Annotated in this window: 10 protein-coding genes and 3 pseudogenes; 3 read left to right on the top strand and 10 right to left on the bottom strand. The window is 68.7% G+C overall.

Annotation, left to right across the window (positions count from 1 at the left end):
* Positions 1 to 256: 256 nt before the first annotated feature.
* The 5 genes and pseudogenes from AB0D85_RS51855 to AB0D85_RS51835 all read right to left on the bottom strand — a co-directional run.
* Positions 257 to 1942 carry a ribonuclease J gene (locus AB0D85_RS51855; RefSeq protein ID WP_362338596.1) on the bottom strand — a complete coding sequence of 562 codons (1686 nt, stop codon included), beginning with the start codon at positions 1940 to 1942 and terminating at the stop codon, positions 257 to 259.
* Between the two features lie 161 nt (positions 1943 to 2103).
* Positions 2104 to 3003 carry a 4-hydroxy-tetrahydrodipicolinate synthase gene (gene dapA, locus AB0D85_RS51850; RefSeq protein WP_362338593.1) on the bottom strand — a complete coding sequence of 300 codons (900 nt, stop codon included), beginning with the start codon at positions 3001 to 3003 and terminating at the stop codon, positions 2104 to 2106.
* Positions 3004 to 3226: 223 nt separating this feature from the next.
* A pseudogene (gene thyX / locus AB0D85_RS51845) lies at positions 3227 to 3676 on the bottom strand (FAD-dependent thymidylate synthase); the annotation flags it as partial.
* A gap of 3 nt (positions 3677 to 3679) precedes the next feature.
* Positions 3680 to 4426 (bottom strand): annotated as a pseudogene (locus AB0D85_RS51840) (HNH endonuclease); the annotation flags it as partial.
* Positions 4427 to 4585: 159 nt separating this feature from the next.
* Positions 4586 to 4876, bottom strand: a pseudogene (locus tag AB0D85_RS51835) (FAD-dependent thymidylate synthase); the annotation flags it as partial.
* 200 nt (positions 4877 to 5076) lie between these two features.
* Here AB0D85_RS51835 and AB0D85_RS51830 point away from each other — a divergent pair.
* Together AB0D85_RS51830 and AB0D85_RS51825 are read left to right on the top strand one after the other, a co-directional pair.
* Positions 5077 to 5313 carry a hypothetical protein gene (locus AB0D85_RS51830; RefSeq protein ID WP_362338590.1) on the top strand — a complete coding sequence of 79 codons (237 nt, stop codon included), beginning with the start codon at positions 5077 to 5079 and terminating at the stop codon, positions 5311 to 5313.
* Positions 5314 to 5403: 90 nt separating this feature from the next.
* Positions 5404 to 5958, top strand: a complete 555-nt coding sequence (locus tag AB0D85_RS51825; RefSeq protein ID WP_362338587.1) for a hypothetical protein — start codon at positions 5404 to 5406, stop codon at positions 5956 to 5958.
* A gap of 70 nt (positions 5959 to 6028) precedes the next feature.
* On the opposite strand, the gene AB0D85_RS51820 is transcribed toward AB0D85_RS51825, so the two are convergent.
* From AB0D85_RS51820 to rpsO, 5 genes are all read right to left on the bottom strand, one after another.
* Positions 6029 to 6481 carry a hypothetical protein gene (locus tag AB0D85_RS51820; protein ID WP_362338584.1) on the bottom strand — a complete coding sequence of 151 codons (453 nt, stop codon included), beginning with the start codon at positions 6479 to 6481 and terminating at the stop codon, positions 6029 to 6031.
* Between the two features lie 16 nt (positions 6482 to 6497).
* The gene (gene dapB / locus AB0D85_RS51815; RefSeq protein WP_362338581.1) at positions 6498 to 7250 is read right to left on the bottom strand and encodes a 4-hydroxy-tetrahydrodipicolinate reductase; all 753 of its coding nucleotides are present in this window, start codon (positions 7248 to 7250) and stop codon (positions 6498 to 6500) included.
* Positions 7251 to 7291: 41 nt separating this feature from the next.
* On the bottom strand, positions 7292 to 8671 hold the full coding sequence (locus tag AB0D85_RS51810) for a pitrilysin family protein (RefSeq protein ID WP_362338578.1): 1380 nt from the start codon (positions 8669 to 8671) through the stop codon (positions 7292 to 7294).
* A complete protein-coding gene (locus tag AB0D85_RS51805) occupies positions 8668 to 10890 on the bottom strand; it encodes a polyribonucleotide nucleotidyltransferase (protein ID WP_362338575.1) in 2223 nt (740 codons plus the stop codon). Before AB0D85_RS51805 ends, AB0D85_RS51810 begins: the two co-directional genes overlap by 4 nt.
* Before the next feature lie 339 nt (positions 10891 to 11229).
* A complete protein-coding gene (rpsO, locus tag AB0D85_RS51800; protein WP_033529274.1) occupies positions 11230 to 11517 on the bottom strand; it encodes a 30S ribosomal protein S15 in 288 nt (95 codons plus the stop codon).
* A gap of 279 nt (positions 11518 to 11796) precedes the next feature.
* Between rpsO and AB0D85_RS51795 the strand changes: the two genes are divergently transcribed.
* A complete protein-coding gene (locus tag AB0D85_RS51795; protein WP_123973668.1) occupies positions 11797 to 12090 on the top strand; it encodes a DUF397 domain-containing protein in 294 nt (97 codons plus the stop codon).
* Positions 12091 to 12212: the final 122 nt, after the last annotated feature.

Raw genomic sequence — 12212 nt, 5'->3', positions numbered from 1 at the left:
TGCGTTTCCGACTCTATCAGATCTTTTTCCGATCCGATTTCCTCGGTGCTTTCCAGGTTCCCGCTCTCGCGTTTCCCTTTCCGGCGGTTCCGACTTTATCAGAAGTTCTGAGTCGGAATTTCCACCCGGTCCGGGGTGACCGGATCCAGTCCATGAAGCACTGGGGTTCCCGGTCGGGCGGAGCCGTAAACGTACTGGAGCGGGGCTCCTCGATGCAAATCGAGGAGCCCCGCTCCGGGTTCGCGCGTACGCGGGGTCAGACCTCCACGACGACCGGGAGGATCATCGGCCTGCGGCGATACGTGTCCGAGACCCACTTGCCCAGGGTGCGCCGGACGAGTTGCTGCAGCTGGTGGGGTTCCACCACGCCGTCCTGGGCCGAGCGTTCCAACACCTCCGCGATCTTCGGGAGGACGTCCGCGAACGCCGAGTCGTCGATGCCGGAGCCGCGGGCCTGGACATGGGGTCCGCCCGTGATCTTGCCGGTGGAGGAGTCGACGACCACGAAGACCGAGATGATGCCTTCGTCTCCGAGGATCTTGCGGTCCTTGAGCGCCGGCTCGCCGACATCGCCGACCGAGAGGCCGTCGACGTACACGTACCCCGCCTGGACCTTGCCGGAGATCTTCGCCTTGCCCGCGACGAGGTCGACGACGACGCCGTCCTCGGCGATGACGATGCGGTCGTGCGGGACACCGGTGAGGGCGCCCAGCTCCGCGTTGGCCCGCAGGTGACGCCACTCTCCGTGCACCGGCATCAGGTTCTTCGGGCGGCAGATGTTGTAGAAGTACAGCAGCTCGCCGGCGGAGGCGTGGCCGGAGACGTGCACCTTGGCGTTGCCCTTGTGGACGACGTTGGCGCCCCAGCGGGTCAGGCCGTTGATGACGCGGTAGACCGCGTTCTCGTTCCCGGGGATGAGGGACGAGGCCAGGATGACCGTGTCGCCCTCGACGATGCGGATCTGGTGGTCGCGGTTGGCCATCCGGGACAGGGCCGCCATCGGCTCGCCCTGGGAGCCCGTGCAGACCAGGACCACCTCGTCGTCCGGGAGGTCGTCGAGCGTCTTGACGTCCACGACCAGGCCCGGCGGGACCTTCAGATAGCCGAGGTCCCTGGCGATGCCCATGTTGCGGACCATGGAACGGCCGACGAAGGCGACCCGGCGGCCGTACTCGTGGGCCGCGTCCAGAATCTGCTGGATGCGGTGGACGTGGCTGGCGAAGCTCGCCACGATGATCCGCTTGCGGGCACTGCCGAAGACCTGGCGCAGGACGTTGGAGATGTCCCGCTCGTGCGGGGTGAAACCGGGGACCTCGGCGTTGGTGGAGTCGGTGAGGAGGAGGTCGATGCCTTCCTCGCTCAGCCGTGCGAACGCGTGTAGATCGGTCAGACGGTTGTCCAGCGGGAGCTGGTCCATCTTGAAGTCGCCGGTGTGGACCGCCATGCCCGCGGGGGTGCGGATCGCCACCGCCAGGGCGTCCGGGATGGAGTGGTTGACGGCGATGAACTCGCAGTCGAAGGGGCCGATGCGCTCACGGTGCCCCTCGGCCACCTCGAGGGTGTAGGGGCGGATGCGGTGCTCCTGGAGCTTGGCCTCGATGAGGGCGAGGGTCAGCTTGGAGCCGATGAGCGGGATGTCCGGCTTCTCGCGGAGCAGGAAGGGGACACCGCCGATGTGGTCTTCGTGACCGTGGGTGAGGACGATGCCCTCTACGTCGTCGAGGCGGTCCCGGATGGACGAGAAGTCCGGCAGGATCAGGTCGATTCCGGGCTGCTCCTCCTCGGGGAAGAGCACTCCGCAGTCGACGATGAGCAAGCGCCCGCCGTACTCGAAGACGGTCATGTTTCGGCCGATCTCACCGAGCCCGCCGAGCGGGGTGACGCGCAGGGCGCCTTCGGGGAGCTGCGGGGGCGCGCCGAGTTCAGGATGCGGATGACTCAAAAGACTCTCCTCACCACGCACGCCACGTACCGGTCGGGCACGTGGCGCGCGTGACGTTCGTGCATAAGCAGTTGTCGTTTTTGTGGGGTGCGGGCACACCGGTGGTCCCGCTTATTCAGTTGTGAAGCCTTGCTGCGCGGACAGCCGCGCAAAGTCTGTTGTCAGAGCTGTACCCCGCCGGCGGCAAGATCGATCTTGAGCTGGGCAATCTCCTCGGCCGAACATTCGACCATGGGCGCGCGCAGGGGCCCGGCGGGCAGGCCCTGGAGGGTGAGCGCGGCCTTGGTCGTCATGACGCCCTGGGTGCGGAACATGCCGGTGTAGACCGGGAGCAGCTTCTGGTGGATCTCCGCCGCCTTCTGGACGTCACCGGCGGTGAAGGCCTCGACGAGGGCCCTCAGGTCCGGGGTGACCACATGGCCGACGACGGACACGAAGCCGACGGCGCCCACGGAGAGCAGCGGGAGGTTGAGCATGTCGTCGCCGGAGTACCAGGCGAGGCCGGACTGGGCGATGGCCCAGCTCGCGCGGCCGAGATCGCCCTTGGCGTCCTTGTTGGCGACGATCCTCGGGTGCTCGGCCAGGCGGACGAACGTCTCCGTGCTGATGGGGACGCCGCTGCGGCCGGGGATGTCGTAGGTCATGACGGGCAGCTCGGTGGCGTCGGCGACGGCCGTGAAGTGCCGGTACAGGCCCTCCTGCGGGGGCTTGTTGTAGTACGGCGTGACGACCAGCAGGCCGTGGGCGCCGTCGCGCTCGGCCTGGCGGGCCAGCTCGATGCTGTGGTGGGTGTCGTTGGTGCCGACGCCGGCCACCACGTGGGCGCGGTCGCCGACCGCCTCCAGTACGGCTCGTACGAGGTCCGATTTCTCCGTGTCGCTGGTGGTGGGGGACTCGCCGGTGGTCCCGTTGATGATCAGGCCGTCGTTGCCTGCGTCCACCAGGTGGGTGGCAAGCCGCTGCGCGCCGTCGAGGTCGAGTGCGCCGTCCGCCGTGAAGGGCGTGACCATGGCGGTGAGGACCCGCCCGAAGGGGGTCTGCGGAGTGGAGGTCGGAGCCATGGGTTACACGCTACTCGGTGCTCACGGCGCGGTCTGCCCTTGGGGTACGGGGAAAGTCAGGACAAATGCGGAGCCCGGCACTGCCTGCTCGGGGGTTCAAGCAGTGCCGGGTCCGTTTGATCAGGCTAGATGAACTTCGCTAAATGCCGCAATACGGACACCTCAAGAGGCTGATCCGTACATCTGTGCCGAGCACGACAAGAAGCGCGACCGGCAGGCCGTACTACGGCGCGACACGGCCGTTGGCGTTGAACGCGGCGTGGGTGAGCGGCATGAGCCTGGCCCACTCCGCCTCCATCTTCTCGCCGACCATCTCGATCTCCCGCTGCGGGAATGACGGCACCTTGGCCAGCTCGTGCTGGGTGCGCAGACCGAGGAAGTGCATCAGCGAGCGGGCGTTGCAGGTGGCGTACATCGAGGAGAAGAGGCCGACGGGAAGGACCGCACGGGCCACCTCGCGGGCGACACCGGCGGCGAGCATCTCCTGGTAGTGCTCGTACGCCTGGATGTACGACTCGTGCATCGAGCGTTCCACGATCTCCTGCTGGGCTTCGGTGCCCGGCACGAACTCGTACTTGCCCGGACGGCCCTCCTGTACCAGCTTGCGGTCCTCGCCGGGGACGTAGAAGACCGGCTGGAGTTCCCGGTAGCGGCCCGACTCCTCGTTGTACGAGTTGTGGACGACGAAACCGTTCGCGAGGAAGTTGTGCCAGGGGCCTTCCACGGAGAGGTCGTACGTCATCTCCTCGCCGGCCGCCTCGACGGCGACGATCTCGTCCGGCACCGCCTTGGCGACCTTGCCGCCGTGCTGGGCCAGTGCCTGCTCCCCCGCGCTCTTGACGGCGTGGCACGCCTCGCAGGCGGGAGCGAGGTTCTTCTCGTCCAGGGCCTGGAGCAGGTCGCCGGCCACGGGGACGACGTGGTCCAGGGCGAGCTGCTCCCGCGGGAAGTCCTGGCCGCACAGATGGCAGCTGTCGACCTCTTTGATGAGCCTCTCGCGCTGCATCGAGGTCCATACGCCGATGCCACGGCGCAGGCTCGGCGGGACCAGAGCCTGCGACGGGTCCGGCGCCGGGCCGGCGACGAGCACGGCGTCCCCGACGACGAGCTCTCCCGCCTTGCACCAGCCCTGGGGCGTGAACAGTGCGTGGTCGACCGTGCAGCGGAGTGTCTTGCCCGAGGCGGTCGTGATCTTGACGAGCGGTTTGACACCCGACTCGATCACGTCGACGATCCTGGCCCGCTGGGCGAGCAGGGTTTCCTCGTCGTAGCAGCGCACGTGGTTGCGACGCACCGATTCGAGCTTGCGGATGCGGGTGCTGGGGTGCAGCTCCCGGAACTCGGCGACGGCGGACTCGGCCGCCTCGCGGTTCTCGTACAGGCCGAGGTAGTGGTCGGTGTCGCCGCGCCGCACCTGCGCCATCCATTTGCCCGCCCGGCTGTGCCAGGTGACACCGCCGGCCGAGTGCGGCAGGCGGTCCTCGACGCCCAGGTGCCAGAGCCTGTACAGCTCGGCGATGGTGTGCCGGCGCAGGTGACCGGCCTCGCTCTCCAGGGTGATCTCGGTGTCCCCGGCGATGCACCAGCCCACGCGGTGCCGCATGAACTCGCGGAAGACGAAGATCGGGGCGCTGATGAAGAAGGTCATCGAGTTGTGCTCGAAGGGGCTGCCGTGCCGGTCCCGCATCAGGTAGTTGATCAGGCCCTTGGAACGCTCCGGGTCCTTCTTCAGCTCGTCCAGGGACTGCTCGCCGGCGGTGGAGACGCGGGCTGCCCACAGCACGTCGGAGTCGGCCGCGCTGTGCTTGACCAGCTCGACGGTGACTTCGCTGCGGAAGCTGGGCTTGAGGTCGTCGGCGGGGGTGTCGGTCACGGCTCGGAGGGTCCTTCCATCACGTCTCTCGGGCGGCGCCCACTCTACGGCCCGGCACCGACAACGGGGCGTTCGGTACCGGGGCACGACATACGCCGGCGAAATTCTGTGAATTCGGTGAAACCGGGCACCTTTGGGGTCACTCGCCCGTCTGTGTAGATGACAGACACTCGTTCGACCCCAGAGGAGAAGTACCGCCCATGTTCCGTCGGCGCGAACCGGTCCCGTTCGCCTTCCTCTCCGAAGCCGACAGGTTCCGCAGCAATGTCGCTCCCCCGCCCCGGCAGCGGTCGTCCGTGAGCCAGATAGCCGGGCGCTGGCTGCTCGGGCTGACCATCGTCGCCGGGCTCGCGGGCTCGCTGGTCCTGGGCATGCCGGCGCTGTCCACGCCGTCCGGCACGGCGACCCAGCAGTCGCAGGCCTCTCAGGGGCGCTGACTCTTCCGGACCCCCGTGAGTGGTGAGCGGGAACACGGCCGGATAGCCTCACCGGGCACAGCCCATGCATGGATTGAGTGAGGACCAGCCGTGCCCCTGCCCTTCCTGACGGCCGACCGCACCTTCGACGCGGCACCCGACACCGCGCTGCCCTACGACGACCGGGACCGCTGGCGGCGCCCCTACCGGCCCGGGCCGTGGCGGGTGGGCGGGGCCGCCCTGTGGCTGCTGCTCGCCTCGTTCGTGCTGTTCGCGGCGGTCGCGCTCGCCCTGACCGGCTCGCTCGTCCCCGCCGGGGTGGTCCTCGGCATCGCGCTGCTGATCATCGCCGCCGCGCTGCGGATACTGCGCATGGGCGTGTGGGTGAGTGCGCGCGGAGTGCGTCAGGTGGGTCTGCTGTACACGCGTACGGTGCCCTGGAAGCGGGTCGTGGCGGTGCGTACGGCTCAGCAGCCGGTGCGCTGGATGGGGCTGCCGCGCACGGTGCAGGGACAGGCGCTGACGCTCGTGCGCACGGACCGGTCGCCGGAGGACTCGGAGCCGCTGCTGACCACGCACGGGATGGACTTCGTGGGCCGGGCGTCGGCCTTCGACCGTGCGGCGGACATGGTGGAGGCGTGGGCGGCGGAGTACGCGCGCGGCTGATTCCTTGGAATGGCGAAGGGGCCGGTCCGCGGTATGCGGATCAGCCCCTTCTTCGTACAGCCTGTACGGCTCAGGCCTCCATCGGTTTGCCGTCGTGCAGGGCGATGGCGCGTTGCATCGCCTTGCGGGCGCGCGGGGTGTCCCGGGCGTCGTGGTAGGCGATCGCGAGGCGGAACCAGCTCCGCCAGTCGTCGGGGGCGGCCTCGGTCTCGGCCTTGCGTTTGGCGAAGACCTCGTCGGCGGAGTCCCGGTCGATCCGGCCGCCGGGGGTGCGCTTGAGTTCGTCCACGGGCAGGCCGCCCTCGGCGTCGAGTTCGGCGGCGAGGGCGTTGGCCCTGCGGACGAACTGGGTGTTCTTCCACAGGAACCACAGGCCGATGACCGGCAGGATCAGCACCGCCACCCCGAAGGTGACGGTGAGGACCGTGCCGGTCTGGATGAGCATCACGCCCCGGCTGCCGACCAGGATGAAGTAGAAGAGGAGGACGGCGGCCGTGATGGCGTAGGAGATCTTCGCGCGCATGTCAGGAGGTCTCGTATCAGCCCAGGTCCAGGAAGTTCTCCAGGCCGAAGGTCAGGCCCGGAGTGGTCACCACGCGGCGGGCGCCGAGCAGGATGCCCGGCATGAAGCTGCTGTGGTGGAGGGAGTCGTGGCGGACGGTGAGGGTCTCGCCCTCGCCGCCGAGCAGGACCTCCTGGTGGGCCAGGAGACCGCGCAGGCGCACGGCGTGGACGGGGATGCCGTCGACGTTCGCGCCGCGCGCGCCGTCCAGGGCCGTCACCGTGGCGTCCGGGGCCGGGGCGGTGCCGGCCGCGCGGCGGGCCTCGGCGATGAGCTGAGCGGTGCGGGTGGCCGTGCCGCTCGGCGCGTCCACCTTGTTCGGGTGGTGGAGCTCGATGACCTCCACCGACTCGAAGTAGGGCGCGGCGATCTGGGCGAACTTCATGGTGAGCACGGCACCGATGGAGAAGTTCGGGGCGATGAGCACGCCGGTCTCCGGGGACTGGGCGAGCCAGCCGTTCAGCTGCGCGAGGCGCTCGTCGGTCCAGCCCGTCGTGCCGACGACGGCGTGGATGCCGTGGCGCACGCAGAAGTCGAGGTTGCCCATCACCGAGGCGGGGGTGGTGAGTTCGACGGCGACCTGGGCGCCGGACTCGGCCAGGGCCTCCAGCTTGTCGCCCCGGCCGAGGGCGGCGACCAGCTCCATGTCCTCGGCGGCCTCGACGGCCTTGACCGCCTCGGCGCCGATCCGGCCCTTGGCGCCGAGGACCGCCACGCGCAGCTTGCTCATCTTCGTTCGTTCCTTACGGGAGGGGCCTTACCGGTGGTGTGTCAGGCGACGGCGTCGTGCAGGCGTGCGGCCTGCTTGTCCTTGAGCGGGCCGATGACCGACAGCGACGGGCGCTGTCCCAGGATGTCGCGGGCGACGGAGCGGACGTCGTCCGGGGTCACCGCGGCTATCCGGGCCAGCATGTCGTCCACGGACATCTGCTCGCCCCAGCACAGCTCGCTCTTGCCGATACGGTTCATCAGCGCGCCGGTGTCCTCCAGGCCGAGGACCGTGGAGCCCTGGAGCTGGCCGATGGCACGGCCGATCTCGTCGTCCGGCAGGCCGTTCTCGGCGACCTGGTCGAGTTCGTCCCGGCAGATCTTCAGCACGTCGTGGACCTGCGAGGGACGGCAGCCTGCGTAGACGCCGAACAGGCCGCAGTCGGCGAAGCCGGACGTGTACGAGTACACGCTGTAGGCCAGGCCGCGCTTCTCGCGGACCTCCTGGAAGAGCCGGGAGGACATGCCGCCGCCGAGGGCGGTGTTGAGCACGCCGAGCGCCCAGCGGCGGTCGTCGGTGCGGGCGAGGCCGGGCATGCCGAGGACGACGTGGGCCTGCTCGGTCTTGCGGCCGAGGAGTTCGACGCGGCCGGCGGTGCGGATCGTACGGCTGCCGTCGCGCGGGGCGATCGGGGCGGCCGCGGCGGTCCTGAAGGCGCCGGCCTTCTCGAAGGCCGCGCGGACCTGTCGTACGACCTTGTTGTGGTCGATGTTGCCGGCCGCCGCGACCACCAGGTGGGTGGGGTCGTAGTGCTTCTTGTAGAAGCGGCGGATGCGGTCGGCGGTGAGGGCGTTGACCGTGTCGACCGTGCCGAGGACCGGGCGGCCGAGGGCGTTGTCGCCGAACATGGTGTGCGCGAACAGGTCGTGCACGCAGTCGCCCGGATCGTCCTCGGTCATGGCGATCTCTTCGAGGATCGCGCCGCGCTCGACGTTGACGTCCTCTTCGAGGATCAGGGAGCCCGTGAGCATGTCGCAGACGACGTCTATGGCGAGCGGCAGGTCGGTGTCGAGCACGCGCGCGTAGTAGCACGTGTACTCCTTCGCCGTGAACGCGTTCATCTCGCCGCCGACCGCGTCGATGGCGGAGGAGATGTCCAGGGCGGAGCGTCGCGTGGTGCCCTTGAAGAGCAGGTGCTCCAGATAGTGCGTGGCGCCGTTCAGGGCGGGGGTCTCGTCGCGGGAGCCGACGTGGGCCCAGATACCGAAGGTCGCGGAGCGCACGGAGGGCAGGGTCTCGGTGACGATGCGCAGGCCACCGGGGAGGGTCGTCTTACGGACCGTGCCGATGCCGTTCTCGCCCTTGATCAGGGTTTGGGTACGGGCGACGGCCCGCGCCTCCGAAGAGGTGCGGGCCGTCGCCGTGGAGCTGCTCGACGTCACTTGTCGGTGTCGTCCTTCGCGTCCTCGTCGGAACCTTCCTCGCCCTCGATCACGGGGATGAGGGAGAGTTTGCCGCGGGAGTCGATCTCGGCGATCTCGACCTGGACCTTCTGGCCCACACCGAGGACGTCCTCGACGTTCTCCACGCGCTTGCCGCCGGCCAGCTTGCGGATCTGCGAGATGTGCAGCAGACCGTCCTTGCCGGGCAGCAGGGAGACGAACGCACCGAAGGTGGTCGTCTTCACGACCGTACCGAGGTAGCGCTCGCCGACCTCGGGCATCGTCGGGTTGGCGATGCCGTTGATCGTCGTACGGGCGGCCTCGGCGGACGGGCCGTCGGCGGCACCGATGTAGATGGTGCCGTCGTCCTCGATGGTGATCTCGGCGCCGGTGTCCTCCTGGATCTGGTTGATCATCTTGCCCTTGGGGCCGATGACCTCGCCGATCTTGTCCACGGGGATCTTGACGGTGATGATCCGCGGGGCGTTCGGGGACATCTCGTCCGGCTTGTCGATCGCTTCCATCATCACGTCGAGGATGTGGAGGCGGGCGTCCCGGGCCTGCTTCAGCGCGGCGGCCAGGACGGAGGCCGGGATGCCGTCCAGCTTGGTGTCGAGCTGGAGGGCGGTCACGAACTCCTTGGTGCCGGCGACCTTGAAGTCCATGTCACCGAAGGCGTCCTCCGCACCGAGGATGTCGGTGAGGGTGACGTAGTGCGTCTCGCCGTCGATGTCCTGGGAGATCAGGCCCATGGCGATACCGGCGACGGGGGCCTTCAGCGGCACACCGGCGTTCAGCAGCGACATGGTGGAGGCGCAGACCGAGCCCATGGACGTCGAGCCGTTGGAGCTCAGGGCCTCGGAGACCTGGCGGATCGCGTAGGGGAACTCCTCGCGCGTCGGCAGGACCGGCACGAGGGCGCGCTCGGCGAGGGCGCCGTGGCCGATCTCGCGGCGCTTCGGGGAGCCGACGCGGCCGGTCTCGCCGGTGGAGTACGGCGGGAAGTTGTAGTTGTGCATGTAGCGCTTGCGGGTCACCGGGGAAAGGGTGTCCAGCTGCTGCTCCATCCGGAGCATGTTGAGGGTGGTGACGCCCAGGATCTGGGTCTCGCCACGCTCGAACACCGCGGAACCGTGCACCCGCGGGATGGCCTCGACCTCGGCGGCGAGCGTACGGATGTCCGTGACACCGCGGCCGTCGATGCGCTTCTTCTCCTTGATCACGCGCTCGCGGACCAGCTGCTTGGTGAGCGAGCGGTACGCGGCGGAGATCTCCTTCTCGCGGCCCTCGAACTCCGGGAGCAGCTTCTCGGCGGCCAGACCCTTGACGCGGTCCAGCTCGGCCTCGCGCTCCTGCTTGCCCGCGATGGTCAGCGCGGAGGCCAGCTCCGGGCGGACGGCGGCGGACAGCGCCTCCAGGACGTCGTCCTGGTAGTCGAGGAAGATCGGGAACTCGCCGGTCGGCTTGGCGGCCTTCGCGGCGAGGTCGGCCTGCGCCTTGCAGAGGACCTTGATGAAGGGCTTCGCGGCCTCCAGACCGGCGGCGACGACCTCCTCGGTGGGCGCCTCGGCGCCGCCCTTGACCAGCTGGATGGTCTTGTCGGTGGCCTCGGCCTCGACCATCATGATCGCGACGTCGCCGTCCTCCAGGGCGCGACCGGCGACCACCATGTCGAAGACGGCGTCCTCGAGCTCGGTGTGCGTCGGGAAGGCGACCCACTGGCCGTTGATCAGCGCGACGCGGACGCCGCCGATCGGGCCGGAGAAGGGCAGACCGGCCAGCTGGGTGGACGCGGACGCGGCGTTGATCGCGACGACGTCGTACAGGTGGTCGGGGTTGAGCGCCATGATCGTGGCGACGACCTGGATCTCGTTGCGCAGGCCCTTCTTGAAGGACGGGCGCAGCGGGCGGTCGATCAGACGGCAGGTGAGGATCGCGTCCTCGCTCGGCCGGCCCTCACGGCGGAAGAAGGAACCCGGGATCTTGCCGGCGGCGTACATCCGCTCCTCGACGTCCACCGTGAGGGGGAAGAAGTCGAGCTGGTCCTTGGGGTTCTTGGAGGCGGTGGTGGCCGACAGCACCATGGTGTCGTCGTCCAGGTACGCCACGGCGGAGCCGGCGGCCTGCTTGGCCAGGCGGCCGGTCTCGAATCGGATGGTGCGGGTGCCGAAGGCGCCGTTGTCGATGACGGCCTCGGCGTAGTGGGTCTCGTTCTCCACTAGCGTTTTCTCCGTTACTTGTCGTCTTTTGTCCCGCACTGCCCGTGTGGCAGGGGGACGGTGACGGAGAAGCGCGCCGTGCTGTGCGGGCCGGTCTTCGATCGAAGCACCCGGGGCTCGCTTCCCCCCGGGGGCCACTACCGAGGACCGGCGGCGGCTTGGGTGCGCTTCTCCTCGTTCTGGGTCGTACGTCGTTGTGTGTCGTACGTCGTTACGTGTCGTGCGTATTGCGTTGTGCTACCACACTACAAAGCGTGAGTGACACTCCGCACGTTTCCGCACGTACGGCAAAGGGAGCGGCCCCGGATCTGCACCGGGAACCGCTCCCTTCATCGCGTGTTACTTGGCGCCCGCCGCACCGCGGCGGATGCCCAGGCGGTCGACCAGCGTACGGAAGCGCTGGATGTCCTTCTTCGCCAGGTACTGCAGGAGGCGACGGCGCTGACCGACCAGGATGAGCAGACCACGACGGGAGTGGTGGTCGTGCTTGTGGGTCTTGAGGTGCTCCGTCAGGTCGGAGATCCGGCGCGAGAGCATGGCGACCTGGACCTCGGGAGAGCCGGTGTCACCCTCCTTGGTGCCGAACTCGGAGATGATCTGCTTCTTCGTGGCGGCGTCGAGCGACACGCGTACTCCTCATGGTCTGTGAGTGACTCCCGAGCGCCCCCGGTCTTCATCGCGGGGAAGCTTCCATGACTCAGGAGGCGGGGTCCGCCGGGCACGGTCTCCGGGGTCCGCGGGGGACTCCGGGGGTACGTGCACAAACGGCCGTCGTCAAGAGTACCAGTGCTGGTGGAGGGTTCTGAACCGGAATACACCCGGGCCGCACAAGCCCCTACGAGGGCGTACGACCGCCAGTAGTGTTTCCGTCACAGCCTACGTACGTCGGGAAGGGGTCGCTGCGGGATGAGCGAGACGGCTGAGGAGATGAAGGCGCGCAAGGAGCGGGAACGGGACGAGCTCTACGCGCTCGACATCTCGGGCGTCGAGTGGCACTGCGCGCCCGGTACCGAGCAGGACGAGGAGCGGGTCGAGATCGCCTACCTGCCCGAGGGGGCCGTGGCCATGCGCTCGTCGCTCGACCCGGACACGGTGCTGCGGTACACGGAGGCGGAGTGGCGCGCGTTCGTGCTGGGCGCGCGGGACGGCGAGTTCGACCTGGAGCCGAACGAGCGCAACGGGGGCCTGGCCGCCCAGTGAGCGGTGGCAGGCCGTCCGTGACCGGATGTGCGGAGGGGGGGGGCGCGGGGGCGGGGGGCCCCCCCAAGGCAAAAGACACCACGTAAAACAAAAAAAAAAAACAAACAACGAGTATTTAGTTT

The sequence above is a fragment of the Streptomyces sp. NPDC048277 genome (assembly GCF_040652235.1).
Classification (GTDB): Bacteria; Actinomycetota; Actinomycetes; order Streptomycetales; family Streptomycetaceae; genus Streptomyces.
This window is presented reverse-complemented; position numbering and strand designations above follow the sequence as displayed.

Coding starts and splice junctions, on each gene's coding strand:
- AB0D85_RS51830 (WP_362338590.1), top strand. CDS start 5,077: ATGTTCCGTCGGCGCGAACCGGTCCCGTTCGCCTTCCTCTCCGAAGCC.
- dapB (WP_362338581.1), bottom strand. CDS start 7,250: ATGAGCAAGCTGCGCGTGGCGGTCCTCGGCGCCAAGGGCCGGATCGGC.
- AB0D85_RS51820 (WP_362338584.1), bottom strand. CDS start 6,481: ATGCGCGCGAAGATCTCCTACGCCATCACGGCCGCCGTCCTCCTCTTC.
- dapA (WP_362338593.1), bottom strand. CDS start 3,003: ATGGCTCCGACCTCCACTCCGCAGACCCCCTTCGGGCGGGTCCTCACC.
- AB0D85_RS51795 (WP_123973668.1), top strand. CDS start 11,797: ATGAGCGAGACGGCTGAGGAGATGAAGGCGCGCAAGGAGCGGGAACGG.